We start from the raw sequence: 14,409 nt of genomic DNA on the forward strand, positions 1-14,409 counted from the left end.
CCCGACGATGAGGTGTGGACCATTCCAGGAAGGAGCACCTCATGGCGCAGGTCAGCGCGCCTCCCGGGGAACGGCGCAGGCCTCCCGGCAGACTCAAGGTCTATCTCGGCGCCGCGCCCGGGGTCGGCAAGACGTACCGGATGCTGGACGAGGGGCGGCGCCGTGCCGAGCGCGGCACCGATGTCGTGGTGGGTTTCGCCGAGTGCCATCGGCGGCCGCACACCGAGAAGATGCTGGAGCGGCTTGAGGTCGTGCCCCGGCAGCGGCGCAGCTACCGGGGCATGGAGGTCACCGAACTCGACCTCGACGCGGTCCTCGCGCGCCGCCCGGACGTCGTCCTGATCGACGAGCTGCCGCACACCAACGCGCCCGGCGTGCGCAACACCAAGCGCTGGCAGGACGTCGAGGAACTGCTCGCCGCCGGGATCGACGTCGTCACCACCGTGAACATCCAGCACCTGGAGTCGCTCAACGACGTCGTCGAGAAGATCACCGGCGTGCCGCAGCGCGAGACCGTCCCCGACGACGTCGTGCGCCGCGCCCATCAGATCGAGCTCGTCGACATGCCGCCCGAGGCGCTGCGCCGCCGCATGGCGCACGGCAACATCTATGCGCCGGAGAAGATCGACGCGGCCCTCTCGCACTACTTCCGCGTCGGCAATCTCACCGCGCTGCGGGAGTTGGCGCTGCTGTGGCTCGCCGAGCGCGTCGACGAGACGCTGCAGCGCTACCGTGCCGAACACGGCATCGGCGGCGTGTGGGAGACCCGCGAGCGCGTCGTGGTCGCCCTCACCGGCGGCCCCGAGGGCGAGACGCTCATCCGGCGTGCGGCGCGCATCGCGGCCCGTTCCGCGGGCGGTGACCTGCTGGCCGTCCACGTCGCCCGCAGCGACGGGCTCGCCGGCGCCTCGCCGGCGGCCCTGGCCCGGCAGCGCCAGCTCGTCGAGACCCTGGGCGGCAGCTACCACACCGTCGTCGGCGACCACGTGCCCGCGGCACTGCTCGCCTTCGCCCGGGCCGAGAACGCCACCCAGCTCGTCGTCGGCGTCAGCCGCCGCGGCCGGCTGCTGCGCTGGCTCACCCCGCAGGGCGTCGGCGACTCCGTGGTCGAGGGCTCGGGCGACATCGACGTCCATATGGTCACCCACGAACGGGCCGGCCGGGGACGCGCGTTGCCCGTCCCCGGCAGCGGCCTCTCCCGCACCCGCCGCATCGCGGGCCCGGTGGCCGGATTCGTCCTGCCCGTCCTGCTGACCCTGCTGCTGCGCGGCGTCGCCGGGCCGCTCGACCTCAACCTCACCAGCGAGACACTGCTGTTCCTGCTGGCCGTCGTCGGCGTGGCCTGCATCGGCGGCGTCGTCTCCGCGCTGCTGGCCTCGGTCACGGCATCCCTGCTGCTCAACTACACCTTCATCCCGCCCATCGGCCGCTTCACCGTCTACGAGGCCAACAACATCCTCGCGCTCGTCGTCTTCGCACTCGTCGCCGTCATCGTGGCGACCGTCGTGGACGGTTCACAGCGGCTGAGCCGCAGGGCGGCGAGCGCCACGGCCGAGGCCGAGACCCTCTCCTCGCTCGCCGGCGGCATCCTCCGCGGCGAACTGGACGTCCCCGTGCTGCTGGAGCGCACCCGTGAGACGTTCGGCATGGCGTCCGTCGAACTGCGCCCGCGCCACCGCGAGTCGGAGGCGGTGCGGCCCGCGACGTCCCGGGGGAACGGGGACGGGATCGCCGTCCCCATAGGAGCCGACAGCGAACTCGTCCTGCGCGGCCGCCCGTTGCCCGCCACCGAGCACCGCGTCCTCACCGCCTTCGCCGCCCACCTGACGGCCGCCGTGGAACGGGCCCGGCTCGCCGAGGCGGCCGCCGAGATCGAACCGGTCAAGGCCGCCGACCGCATGCGCACCGCCCTGCTCGCCGCCGTCAGCCACGACCTGCGCACTCCGCTGGCCGGCGGCTGGGCCGCCATCAGCTCCCTGCGCAGCCGTGACGTCAGCTTCTCGGAGGAGGACCGCGAGGAACTCCTGGCCACCGCCGAGGAGTCGCTGGCCAAGCTCAACCGGCTGGTCGACAACCTGCTGGACATGAGCCGCATCCAGGCCGGCGCCCTGACCCTGCACCTGCAGCCCACCGCGCTCGCCGAGATACTCCCCCTGGCGCTGGACAGCCTGCCCGAGGCCCCGGCCGACCCCGTCGTCGTGCAGGACGTGGCGGACGCGCCCGCCGTGCTGGCCGATCCGCCCCTGCTGGAACGGGTGATCGCCAACCTGGTGGCCAACGCCGCCCGGCACTCCCCCGCCGGCCGCCCCGTCACCGTCGCGGCGAGCGTCCTCGCCTCACGGGTCGAACTGCGCGTCATCGACCGGGGACCCGGCATACGGCAGCAGGACCGGGAGCGGGCGTTCGCACCGTTCCAGCGCCTGGGCGACACGGACAACACGACGGGTCTCGGGCTGGGGCTCGCGTTGTCCCGGGGGCTGACGGAGGCGATGGGCGGAACCTTGAGCCCTGAGGACACCCCGGGCGGCGGCCTGACGATGGTCGTCTCGCTCCCGGCGGCGCCGGTGCCGCCGGCTGGGCCGTGAGTTTCTGCTGCGGGACGTTCTTGGCTGGTCGCGCCCACGCGGCGGAGCCGCATATGTGACAGCCTCGCGCCCCTTCGGGGCACGGGGCGCGGTCGTGTCTAGGCTTCCGCCATGAACGACATACGGATCAGACCCGGCGGCCTCGCCGATGCACCGGCCATCCTGGACATGCTCGACGCCGCCGTGGCCTGGATGAACGCGCGCGGCAACACCGAGCAGTGGGGCACCACCCCGTATTCGCAGAAGCCCGGCGGGGTGGAGCGGGTCGAGCGGTACACCACCGAGAACGTGCCGTACATCGCGGAGTTGAACGGACGAACCGTCGGGGCCCTGGTGCTGGATTCCGGGCCCAGTCCGCAGATGCCGATCGCGCCCGCCGGGGAACCCGAGCGGTACGTGCGGCTGCTGGTATCCGACCGGCGGCATGCCGGACGCGGCATCGGGGCCGCGCTGCTGGACCACGCCGCCGAGGAGACCCGGCGGGCCGGTGTGGAGCTGCTGCGGGTGGACTGCTGGGCGGGCGGCGGGGGTGAACTGGTCGCGTTCTACGAGCGCAACGGGTTCACCCCCACCGACCGTTTCATGGTCGATGCGTGGCCGGGGCAGATACTGGCCCGGCGGGTGGCCTAGCGGCGCTCGTCCACCACCGCCCGCAGCTTGCCGCTCGTCGCCGTGCGGGCGAAGTCCGCGCCGTCCACGGCCTCGACGACGAGGTCGAGCAGCCGTTCCTCCACCGCCGTGCGCAGCTCGGCGTAGCCGGCCAGCAGGGCGGCGCGCACCGCGGCCGGTTCCGCACCGCCCGTGGGCTCCACACGGACGGTCAGGCGTTCGCGGGTGCCGTCGTTGGAGAGGACGATCTGCAGCTCGCCGCGGTAGCGGCAGTCCTGCTCCGCGATGGCCGTGAAGCGGCGGTGGTTGAGGAAGTACGTCGCCACCCGCATCACGTCGCCGAGCCGGCCCAGCAGTTCGAAGCGCGGGGACCGGCTGCCGCAGGGGCAGGGGCCGGGCAGGGCTCGGCCCAGGTCGCCGATGACGTAGCGGTCCAGGTTCTGGCCGCGGCGGGCGCGGGTGGTGAAGACCAGGCGGCCCGTCTCCCCCGGCTCCACCGGGCGGTCCTCCTCGGGGTGGAGGATCTCCAGCGTGTGCAGGTCGGCGTGCAGGTGGTGGACGCTGCCGCTGCTCTCCGTGCACTGGTAGCCCAGCGGGCCCAGGTCGGTGCTGCCGTAGGTGATGGAGCGGATGCACTCGATGCCGAACGTCTCGGCCAGCGTGCGCCGTTGCTCCTCGGTGAAGTGCTCGCCACCGTAGAAGATCTTGCGGATGCCGCCGTACCCGCGCAGCAGGTCCGCCTGTTCGTGGAGCAGCTGCCACAGGTAGGAGGGCATGCCGAAGAGGGTGTCGACCTCGTACTCCACCAGCATCTCGGCCGTGGCCCGGTGGTCGGGGCCCGCGGCCATCGGCATCTGGACGCCGCCCAGGCGTTCCAGGATGGAGAAGAAGCTGATGAAGCCGCCGTACATGCCGCCGCAGTAGAAGAGGTTGGCGGTGCGGTCGTGCTTCGGGTCGTACCCGGCGGCGAGCAGGCCGCGGGCGGCGGCGTGCATCTGGGTGTCGTAGTCGTCGTAGCTGAAGAGCGACAGGGCGGGGGTGCCTGTGCTGCCGCCGCTGCGGAAGTACAGCTCCGCGTCGCGCGCGTCGACACCGCGGTTGAGCTCCTGCACGGCCGCCTTGTCGAGCAACGGGCCGGACGGCGGCGGGAATTCCGCGGTACGGGCGAGGTCGTCGAGGCAGGCGGTGGTGGTGAAGCGCGCGTCGGCCTGGACGGCGACGCGGCGGCTGTAGCGCTGGAGGGCGTAGACGCCGTCGTGCGGTTCGCCGGGGTAGCTCGCCAGCATGGCGCCGACCGGGGTGACGCGGGTGACGCCCGCGGCCAGGGCGGTGCGCGAGAGCTCCGCGACGTCCGCGGTGCTGCCCGCGATGCCCGCGGTCTGCAGGTAGCGGCGCATCGGGCGCAGGGTGGCGATCAACTGCTTGCGGGGCAGCGGCTTGACCCACACGCTGCGGTGCAGCGGGGAGGCGGTGAGCGCGGCCCGGGTGTCGGCCAGGACGCGGCAGGAGCCGTCGGGGGCGGCGAACACCCGGGTCAGGCCCAGGTGTTCCTCCAGGCGGGCCATCAGCTCGGTGGTGGTGAGCTCGGCCTCCTCGGCGGGTCCGAGCTCGTCCTGCCGCACGGCCGGGGGCATGCCGGCGAGGACGGCGGCGAAGCGCTCGGCGAAGGCGAAGACCTCGTCGTGGTCCTCGGTGTCGAGGTAGACGACCTGCGGGCTGGAGCAGGCCTGCTGTTCGTGCAGGCAGACGTCCGAGGCGAGCGCGTCCAGCACGGTCGCGTCCTGTGCGGCGTCGCGCGTCAGGTAGGCGAAGGAGATCTTGTGGCCCCACTCCACCAGGCGGCAGCCGGGCGGCACATGGGCGGCCACGCCCTCGACGGCGGCCTCGCCGCCCCACACCGCGACGGCGTCGGCGGGCGCGCACATCAGGCCCAGCCATTCCTGGCGGGAGGAGGGGAAGCGCAGCACGATCACGCGCTCGGCAATGGCCCCCGTGGGGTCCAGTGCGGCGAGTTCGGCCAGCAGGTGCTGGGCGAGGAGGGTGTCGGCGCTGCTCGTCTTGAGGACGTTGACGTTCCCGGCGAGCAGTCCTTCGACGACGCTGAGGGGCGCGACGGTGACGGCGTTGCCCGGGGCGATGTGCGCGACGAGGCCGACCGGGGCCCAGGCCTCGTAGACGGTCTCCTTGGCGTCGGGGCGGCCCAGCCGCTGCGGGGCGGTGCCGCCGAGTTCGCGGCGCAGCTTGCGGGTGAGCTCCTCCCGGCTGAAGAACGCGCCGAGTTCGGCGAGGACGGTCGCGTCCTCGCCCTCGGGCAGATGCGCGGCGAGGCGGGCGTGCACGGGGTGCGCCGGGTCGCGCAGGGCGGCGCCCAGGGTGTCGCAGGCGGCCAGGAGCGTCTCGGTCTCCAGCGGCGTGGCGAGCGCGGCCTCGACGGCGGCGGGCAGGTCGGCGAGGCGGCGGCCGGCCTCGGCGTCGTCGACGAACGCGCCCTGCCAGTAGTGGTGTTGCGGGTTCTGGACGGTCACGACATGCCCTTCATCAGTTCGGCGGCGGCCACCGCGCAGCTGCGGTTGCGGCTCACTCCGGCGCGGCCGTGGATGGTGAACCACGGCGTGTCCAGGGCGCAGCCGCACTCCTCGCCGGGGTGCAGGGAGGCGAGGTCCCCCATCAGGACGCTCTGCGCCGGTACGGAGGTGATGTACGGCGAGACGAGGTGCAGATAGCCGGTCTCGCCGTACGGCAGCGGTTCGAGGGTGCGGGTGGAGCGGATGAACACCCGTGACCACACGGGGGCGTGCAGCCGGTGGTGGTCGCACTCGATGTAGGGGATGCAGTGTTCGACGGAGCCGAAGGTGTCGCGGATCCGCTCGGAGGGGATGCCCAGTTGTTCGGTGACGCGGGCGTAGAGCTCGTCCTTGCCGATCTGGCGGTCGGTGTGGCCCTTCCAGCCGCCGCCGAGGATCACCAGGGAGCCCTCGGGCAGGGTCAGGGGCGGCATGCCCAGGGCGCGCATGCGCTCCAGGGTGAAGAAGAGGAACGCGGGGAAGCCGAGGATGCGCACGGGTGCGTCGTCCTGGGCGTAGCGCTGCAGGGCGGCGATGCAGCCGAAGGGGTCGAACTCGTGGCCGTTGCCGGTGTGGCGCAGGGCGTGTTCGACGTTCCGGGCCGGTGCGAAGTCGCACAGGTAGTTGTCGGTGAAGGAGGTGCCGAGCTTCAGGTCGCGGGCGGGCTCGTAGCTGTAGAGCAGGTAGTTGACCTCCTGCTCGGGGGTGATCCAGCCGTTGTGCTCGAAGATGCGGGCGACCATGCGCTGGGCGGAGCGGATGGTCCACCGGTCGAAGAACATCTGCGACTTCTGGCCGGTGGTGCCGGAGGAGGTCAGGTGCAGGTCGACCTCGTCGCGCGGGATGGAGAGCACCTCGTGGCGCTTGAAGAAGTTCGCGTGCACGAGAGGTGCACGGAACGGTGCACCGTCGTCTTCCATACGCTCGTACAACGCGCTGAAGAACGCCGACCGTTCGCGGTGCCAGGCGTTGGTCTCGGCCATGGCGGCGGCGAACAGTTCGTCCTCGGCGGGGCCGCAGGCGTAGGGGTCGGTCAGGTCGCACAGCTGCTGCACGTGCGGCAGCAGGTCGGGGTCGGGGACGCCGATCGGGGCGAGATGGGGGTTCACGGGGCAACCTCGAGTGTGGGCAGGTAGGTCGACGCCCAGGCCGACAGGTAGGAGTCCAGGTAGGGCTGGAGCGGTGCGTCGACGACCACGCCGCGGAAGTCGATCTGTTCGGCGGTGCGGGACATCACCACGTAGTCGTGGAATCCGTCGCCCTCCGGGCGCATGGCCGGGTAGAGGGCGCTGGGGATGAAGCCCTGGTGCAGGAACGCGGAGATCGCGCGGTGGTGGTCGAGCGGCACGAGTGCCTCGACGTAGCCGGCGCCGGCGCGGGTGAGGGTCTGTGTGAGCGGCTCCAGCCAGGCGGCCGCGGCGGCCGGTTCGGGGTGGGCTGCCACGAGGGCGCAGTACCGTCCGGTGCGGTTGAGGTAGGCGTAGACCTCGAAGCCGCCGTCGTCGGGCATCAGCAGCACGTTGGGCGTGTGCAGCGGGTAGAACCACTGGGCGCTGTCGGGGAAGCGCTCGCGGAAGCGGCGGCGTACGAAGGCGGGCGCCTCGATCATCTCCAGCCGCGCCGCCGCGGGCCGGGGCGGCGCGGGGACGGGGGCGGTGGCCCGGGTGTCCGCGTAGCTGACGCCCAGGCTGCGCTCGACGTTGCGCAGCAGCGGGGTGAGCGGGGCGGGCACTTCGGGGACGGGGATGCGCCGGTCCAGCACACCCTGCGAGTAACGCGCGTAGAGTGCCAGGCTTTCGCGGGAGTCGAGGTCCACGGCGTTGGGCAGGATGCCCATGGGCCGGAAGCCGTTGCGCGTGACGACGCGCTGGGGTCCCGCGATGACGGTGCGGACGGTGGCGTACACCGAGTCCAGCCGGCCCTGGTCGAGCATCTGCGCGCAGAGCGCCTCGGTGAGTGCGCCGGCGAGGCCGCCCGCCCGGTGGTCGGGGTGCACGGCGAGCCCTTCGAGGCGGCCGATGCGGCTGCCGGGCTCGCTGTGGATGGCGGCGGAGCCGACGAGGGCGCCGGTCACCGTGCAGCGGGCGACGAGCCAGAGGGTGTGCGGGTCCCCGATGAGCCGGGTCATCTCGGCGGGGTCGGTGCCCAGTGCCGTGGGGTAGTGGGGCCCGTAGACGGCGTAGTAGAGCTGGCGCAGGTCGGCGATGTCGGCGCAGCCCGCGCGGCTGATCGCGGCGGTCATCGCCCGCCTCCCCCGGTGCCGGCGAGCGCCGGGGCGGTGTCCTCCGTGGACTCCGCGGGCTCGTCGGACGCGGCCGGGGCGGGGTCGCCGAGCAGGGCCAGCATGCAGGCGACGGGCAGGATGCCGGCCGCCTGGACCAGGCACAGGGTGCGTGCCGAGAGCGCGTCGCCGAGGAGTCCGAAGAGCAGGGAGGCGACGGGGAAGGTCGCGCCGAGCACGGCCTGCATGACGGCGAAGAAGCCCGGCTTGTCCGCGGCGGGCACGAGCCGCTGGAACAGGGCCACGAAGCGCACCCCGATGACTCCCACGCACCAGCCGGCCACCACCAGGCCGCCCGCGAAGGCGAGTTGCGAGGCGACGAGACCGGGCAGGGCGAGCGCGGCGGCCATCAGCCCGAGGCAGGAGGCGCCGACGACGGTGGGCCTGCCCGGCACCCGGACACCGGTGAAGGAACCGATCAGCGTGCCCGTGCCGAGCGAGGCCTCCAGCAGGGCGACGGTGCTGCCGCCGTTGTGGAGCACGGACTTGGTGTAGAGCGGGATGACGACGAAGACCGCGGTGGTGAAGAGGTTGGCCGCGGTGAAGCAGACCAGGATCTTCCGCACGTACGGCAGGCCGGACAGGATGCTGCGCAACGTGCGCTGTCCCCCGGCCTCTTCGCCGGCCTCGCCGTCCGCCGCGAGGGGGCGGAAGCGGGCGGTGCCGACGAGCAGGGCTGCGGTCGCGTAGGCGGCGGTGCAGCCGACGGCCAGGCCCGCGATCCCGGCCCGGTCGACGATGAGGGCGCCGAGCAGCGCGCCGCCGAGGCTGGCCAGCGACTGGGTGGACAGCTCGAATCCGGTGGCGGCCTCGATGTCCTCGTCGTCGACGAGTTCGGGCACCGAGGTCGTCAGGCAGGGGTCGAAGAACGCCTGGCAGGTGGACAGGGCCAGGGTCGCCGCGTAGGCGGCCGCGAGCGGCAGGCCGGCGGTGCCGGCCCAGACGGCCAGGGCCGCAGCGGCCGTTCCGGCTCCGGCGGCCGCGGTGCGCAGCACCGAGCGGTGCGCGCAGCGGGCGATCGCCCGGGCGACGACGGGGGCGAGGGCCACGGCGGGCAGGGTGCTGACGGCCATGAACAGGCCGGAGGCGAGGCCGCGTCCGCCGGAGACGGCATAGGCGACGAGCCACCAGGAGACGCCGACCTGGAACATGCGGACGGCGGCCTGGGTCAGGACCTGGCCCAGCCAGACGGCCCCGAAGGCGCGGTTGCGCAGCACGAGCGGCCGTCGGCGGCCCGTGCCGGTGGTCTCGGCGGTCATGCGGTCGGCCTCTCGTCCACGACGCGCACGAGCTTGCCGGAGCGGGTGTTGACCACCAGGTCGCGGTGGTGGACCCACTCGACGGCCAAGGGGTGCACGAAGCCCTTGCCCACGCTGTCGGGGTACAGCGGCCGGGCGTCCTCCAGCCCGGTCATCACGGCCTTGGCGAGGACGGCCAGTTCGGCCGGGTCGTCGTCGCCGGGGGCGGTGGCGAGGCGCAGCACGAGTCCGTCGCGGCCGTCCCAGCGGCGCACGACCAGCTGCATGCCGGTGATGCGGCCGTCGGTGTCGGCCTGGCCGACGGCGTCCTGGGCGTCCTGCGAGTACAGGGAGACGGGGCCGACGCGCACGCCCTCGTCGGCGCGGCCGAGGATGCGGAAGTGGCCGGCCTCGACGTCGGTCCACTCGGCGCGGTCGCCCGCGGGGTAGCGGATGATGGGCATGAGCCGGCGGAACAGGCTGGTGACGACGACGCGTCCGGGCCGTCCGGGCTCGGTGACCGGCTCCCCGGTGGTCTCGTCGAGGATCTCGACGACGGAGTGCGGGGTGAAGGCGCGGTGCACCCGGGCGTCGGGGCCGGGGACGGGGCAGCCGAGCAGCCCGGCGTCCACGCTGGCGTAACCGAGCGAGCGGGCCTGGGCGTTGGGGAAGGCGGCGGCCAGCAGGCGGCGCTGGTCGTCGAAGAGGGCCTCGCCGCCGAAGAGGACGAGCTCCACGGCGGGCAACTGCGTCCCGGCGGTGACGAGATGGTCGGCGAGCCGGCACAGGGTGGTCGGGGTGCCCGCCACCACCTGGGCGGTGAAGTCCTGCAGGGTGGTGACCGTCGACTCCAGCGGTGCGGCTCCGCCGATGGGCAGCCGGACGTTGGCGACCGGGGCGTGCGCGAGCGAGTCGAGGATGAACAGGAAGCTGGCGTAGAGCTCGCCGGCATAGAAGAGGTCGGCGACCCGGTGGCCGGGGCGCAGTCCGGCCTCGGTCATGCCATGGCCGAAGGCGGTGACGAACTCCTGCCATTCGTCACGGGTGTAGCAGGAGAACTTGGGTGCCCCGCTGGTGCCGCCGGTCTTGAAGACGACCGCCTCTCCCAGCGGTTCGGTGAGCACGCGGTTGTTCTCGAGGGTGTTGGCCTGCCAGAACTCTCCCTGGTCGATGACGGGGAGGTCGGTCAGGCGCTCCACGCCGGGCGGCAGGGGCGCATAGAGGGCGGCGTAGTACGGGGAATGCTGGCGGGCGAACCGTATGAGGTCCGGGAGTTGGTGGACGGGCATGCCTTTGCCTAGGGGTGTGGAAAAGGGGCAGGGGCCGCGGCATGGCGATATGGGTGGTCGCCGCCTGCGGTGTGTGTGAGGTGGCCCCCGCGCCCTCACGTTGAGCAGGCGTCAGAGGTGACGCCCGGTCATAATGATGAAGGATCGAAGGCAGAAAGCGCAAAGTGGCCGGTAAACGTGCGGCAAATACGGCCGGAACCCTTAGTTCTTCCTGGCATGCTGACGGGTCGGTCAGGTGTTGCTCAGATACCGAGCCCGGCATCGCGAGCCAGCAGTGCGGCCTGGACGCGGTTCTCGCACTCGAGCTTGGCGAGAATCCGGCTCACATACGTCTTCACCGTGGCCTCGCTCATGTGGAGGCGGCGGCCGGCGTCGGCGTTCGACAGGCCCTCGCCCAGCAGGGCCAGCACCTCGCGCTCCCGCTCGCCGAGCACCCCCACCCGGCGCCGCGCCTCCTCGCCACGGGCCTCGGCCGGGCCGGCCACCAGGGAGTCCGCCACATGCCGGGTGGCCGCGGGGGACAGATACGCATCCCCCGCGGCGGCGGCCCGCACCGCCCCGATCAGCTCGCCCGGCGCGGAGTCCTTCAGCAGGAAGCCCGCACCGCCCTGCCGCAGTGCCCGCAGCACGTTCTCCCGCTCGCCGAACGTGGTCAGCACCAGGGCGCGCGCCCCGGGAGCCGCACGGCCCAGCTCGGCGAGCGCGGTCAGCCCGTCCATGACCGGCATCCGGATGTCGAGCAGGACGACGTCGACCCGGTGCGAGCGGGCCAGCTCCACGGCCGCCCGCCCGTCGGCGGCCTCCGCCACGACCTCGATGTCGTCGGCCGAGGTGAGAATCATCCGGATGCCCGCCCGGATGAGAGGCTCGTCGTCGGCAATGAGGACGCGGATCACCTGGTCTCCCGCTAAGAGAATCTTCAACTAATTCTGGACGTCGAACTCGCGCTTCTCGATCAGTTTCCCGTCCTTGAAGCAAAAGCGGAAAACCGTGTCCGTGGATCCCTTCGAACCCTCCGACGACACCAGGGACAGACAGCTCGCACCGGCCGGCTTCGCAGGGCCCTTGTCCTTGAGATCGGCGGTGAGGAAGGACTTCCCCGACGGCAGCCTGTCCCGCACCTGCTGCTCGGGCTCGCCCACCTTCACCGAGTCGTAGACGCTGCGGTCGAGCAGCCCCTTGTTCGTCTCGTCCACCGTCTTCCCCAGCGCCAGGAAGGCCAGCGCCGCCAGCCCCAGCAGGATCAGCAGGGCGATTCCGCAGCCGACGAGGCAGCCGTTGCTCTTCCGCGTACTCATGATGTCCTTGAACTCCTCGCGGGGATCCAGTCGGTCGATGACCGGACCACCTTCGCCGGGAGTCCCCCACGTCGGCTGCTCCCGAAGGTCGTCCTCCGCATCGACGAAGGTCGCCCGCGCCTCCCCCGAGCCGTAGGGCAGCAGCCCCGCCAGCCGGAACCCGCCCCCGACCGGCCCCGCGAAGATGATGCCGCCGACCAGCCGGGCCCGCTCCCGCAGCCCCGTCAACCCCTGCCCGCCGCTGACCGCCTCCTCGGACCGGACCGGCACGTCCGGCCCGGCGGGGCCGTTGGCCACCTCGACGACCAGTGAATCCGGCTCGAAGCGCACGGCGACGGCGATGGGGGCACCCGGGGCGTGCTTGTACGCATTGGTGAGCCCCTCCTGCACGATGCGGTAGGCCGCGTGGTCCACGGCCGGGGCCAGCGGCCGCGCCTCCCCCGCGCGCTCCAGCGTCACCCGCATCCCGGCCGCGGCCGCCGAATCGACCAGCCCGCCGATGCCCGCCACCACCCGGGCCGGCGGCTCCGCCCCGGACTCCTCGCCGAGCGTGCCGTCCTTGAGGATGCCCACCACTTCGCGCAGCTCGTGCATCGCGGCGACCGAGGCCTGGCGCAGCACCGCCACCGCCTCGCGCTGACGGTCCGTCAACTCGCGGTCCACCTCCAGAGCGCCCGTCTGCACGGCGATCAGGGCCAGTTGATGGCCGAGGCTGTCGTGCATGTCCTGGGCGATGCGCTGCCGCTCGCGCATCCGCGCCTGCCCGGCGACCATCCGGCGCTCGCGCAGCAGCTGGGCGTTGCGCTCCTGCAGCGTCTGCAGCAGGGTGCGCCGCTGCGTCCAGTAGCGGCTGGCCAGGCCCGGGACCACGGCGAAGACCAGGAAGAAGAGGGCGCCCAGCACGAGCCACAGGGGCGCTGTCCGGTCCTGGCTCCACAAGGACAGCCATACGAACAGCACGAGGGAGGCGCTGAAGACGCCCAGCGCCTTCAGCACACCGTCGATCCTGCGCCCGGCGGACCAGCCGGCCAGCGGCAGAAGCAGCCCCGCGGCATCCGTGCCGCCCGACAGGGCGGACACGGCGACGAGCGTGGTCATGGGCAGGGCGCGCCGCACCAGGGAGAGCACCGCCACGGCCAGGGCGGCCCCCGCGGACCGCAACAGGCCGTGCCCGCCCGCCAGTTCGCCCCAGCCCCCGATCAGGGCGAGCCCGAAGGCCAGCAGGCACTCCCACACAAGCCGCCTGCGGGGCCAGTCCGCCGGATCGGTCACCCGCCCCCACAGGTCACGGGCCCACGATGTCGCATCCACCCCCGCACCATAGGCAGCCGGGCCCGCCCGTGGCGTTCACCGAAAGTCGCGTCCTGGATCGACGGAAGTCGCGGAACAGCCGGCCCGCCGCTGCACCGCGCTCAGGACGGGCGCGGTGCGGCGGCCGCCGGGGGCTGCTCGGCGCAGCAGTGGCGGCACCTGGCCGCGGCCGCGGGCAGGTCCTCGGACAGGCAGGCCGGGCACGTCTTGAGCGGGCCCGGATCCCGGAAGACGACGACACCGCGGCGGGCCTGCACATGCTTGTAGGGCATGACGATGCAGAAGTAGACGACGGCCATGAAGATGAGGAAGTAGATCAGGGCCGAGATGAACGACCCCAGGTCGAGGTACGTCGCCTTGTTCCCACGGTGCCCGAGCTGCCAGCCCAGCCCCAGCGAACGGCCGCCCTGCAGGCTCGCGATGATCGGGTTGATCACGAAGTCGGTGAACGCCTTGATCAGGGTGCTGAGAGCCAGCGCAATGATCAGTCCCACGGCGACGGTGACGATGTCACCGCGCATCACGAAGTTCTTGAATCCCTTGAGCATGATCGTGCTCCTGGCGTCCGTTGCGGATCTCTGGGGCCAGGAGGCACGCTACCGCCGCCCACCGCCGCCCGCACCCGGGGCACGGCACGAGCGGGACCTGCGCGGACGGGCCTCACGGCCGCCCGCGGTGCGCCGGACGTCCCGGCTCACATCGTCGGGTGGGCCTGCACGTGGGTGACCTCCTCGATGTCGTGGCCGGCCTTCTGCATGAGCTCGCGGGAGAGCGCGTTCAGGGCCCGCGCCGCGGCGACCTCCTCGCCGACCCGCAACTGCTCCGGGTCGTCCGGATGCCGTGTGGCGTGGCCGCGCGCCCGCATCTCGGTCCCGTCGGGGAGCCTGAGCATGCACGCCGCGCGCGTCTTCTTGTCGACCTCTTCGAATTCCAGATCGACGTGCCATCCAACGATCGTCTGCATGGCGTCCACCTCCTGCGTGACAGTTCCAGCGTGCATCAGGCGCGCCGAATGCGACACCGGGGCCTCGCCGGCGAGGCCCCGTCAGGGGCGCGGTGAACTGCGCGGTCGGCCACGACGGGCCAGCAGACGGCGTTCCCGGGGCTTCGCCCCGGACTTTGGGCGTGCTGCTTCGGCTGCGGGCCGGTGGGGTGCTGGTCGCGCAGTTCCCCGCGCCCCTACGGGGCACCCCACTGCGGGGGCGGCGCCGCCGCGCGGCGTTCCCCGCGCCCC

General features: G+C 72.7%; 11 protein-coding genes. 2 read left to right on the plus strand and 9 right to left on the minus strand.

Features of this window, described 5'->3' with window-relative positions:
• Window positions 1-41 precede the first annotated feature (41 nt).
• Both HG542_RS25790 and HG542_RS25795 read left to right on the plus strand, forming a co-directional pair.
• Entirely contained in the window at window positions 42-2,585 is a 2,544-nt protein-coding gene (locus HG542_RS25790) for a sensor histidine kinase (RefSeq protein WP_171085425.1), read from the plus strand.
• Between the two features lie 111 nt (window positions 2,586-2,696).
• Window positions 2,697-3,215 (plus strand): GNAT family N-acetyltransferase, encoded by a 519-nt coding sequence (locus tag HG542_RS25795; RefSeq protein WP_171085427.1) that lies wholly within the window; start codon window positions 2,697-2,699, stop codon window positions 3,213-3,215.
• On the opposite strand, the gene HG542_RS25800 is transcribed toward HG542_RS25795, so the two are convergent.
• The 9 genes from HG542_RS25800 to HG542_RS25840 form a co-directional block, all read right to left on the minus strand.
• The gene (locus HG542_RS25800) at window positions 3,212-5,719 is read right to left on the minus strand and encodes an aldehyde dehydrogenase family protein (RefSeq protein WP_171085429.1); all 2,508 of its coding nucleotides are present in this window, start codon (window positions 5,717-5,719) and stop codon (window positions 3,212-3,214) included. The two genes, HG542_RS25795 and HG542_RS25800, sit on opposite strands and share 4 nt — an antisense overlap.
• Complete coding sequence (locus HG542_RS25805) at window positions 5,716-6,867, minus strand: LuxE/PaaK family acyltransferase (protein WP_171085431.1); 1,152 nt, start codon at window positions 6,865-6,867, stop codon at window positions 5,716-5,718. Before HG542_RS25805 ends, HG542_RS25800 begins: the two co-directional genes overlap by 4 nt.
• Complete coding sequence (locus tag HG542_RS25810) at window positions 6,864-8,000, minus strand: GNAT family N-acetyltransferase (protein WP_171085433.1); 1,137 nt, start codon at window positions 7,998-8,000, stop codon at window positions 6,864-6,866. The genes HG542_RS25805 and HG542_RS25810 overlap by 4 nt, the downstream gene beginning before the upstream one ends.
• Window positions 7,997-9,298 (minus strand): MFS transporter, encoded by a 1,302-nt coding sequence (locus tag HG542_RS25815; RefSeq protein ID WP_171085435.1) that lies wholly within the window; start codon window positions 9,296-9,298, stop codon window positions 7,997-7,999. The genes HG542_RS25810 and HG542_RS25815 overlap by 4 nt, the downstream gene beginning before the upstream one ends.
• Entirely contained in the window at window positions 9,295-10,566 is a 1,272-nt protein-coding gene (locus HG542_RS25820; protein WP_171085436.1) for an AMP-binding protein, read from the minus strand. The genes HG542_RS25815 and HG542_RS25820 overlap by 4 nt, the downstream gene beginning before the upstream one ends.
• Before the next feature lie 242 nt (window positions 10,567-10,808).
• Complete coding sequence (locus tag HG542_RS25825) at window positions 10,809-11,462, minus strand: response regulator transcription factor (protein ID WP_171085439.1); 654 nt, start codon at window positions 11,460-11,462, stop codon at window positions 10,809-10,811.
• 27 nt (window positions 11,463-11,489) lie between these two features.
• Window positions 11,490-13,175 (minus strand): sensor histidine kinase, encoded by a 1,686-nt coding sequence (locus HG542_RS25830; protein WP_229922458.1) that lies wholly within the window; start codon window positions 13,173-13,175, stop codon window positions 11,490-11,492.
• A gap of 101 nt (window positions 13,176-13,276) precedes the next feature.
• Window positions 13,277-13,723 carry a large conductance mechanosensitive channel protein MscL gene (locus tag HG542_RS25835; RefSeq protein WP_171085441.1) on the minus strand — a complete coding sequence of 149 codons (447 nt, stop codon included), beginning with the start codon at window positions 13,721-13,723 and terminating at the stop codon, window positions 13,277-13,279.
• Window positions 13,724-13,869: 146 nt separating this feature from the next.
• The gene (locus HG542_RS25840) at window positions 13,870-14,139 is read right to left on the minus strand and encodes a DUF1876 domain-containing protein (protein WP_171085443.1); all 270 of its coding nucleotides are present in this window, start codon (window positions 14,137-14,139) and stop codon (window positions 13,870-13,872) included.
• Window positions 14,140-14,409: the final 270 nt, after the last annotated feature.

This window comes from Streptomyces morookaense (assembly GCF_013030945.1).
GTDB lineage: Bacteria > Actinomycetota > Actinomycetes > Streptomycetales > Streptomycetaceae > Streptomyces > Streptomyces morookaensis.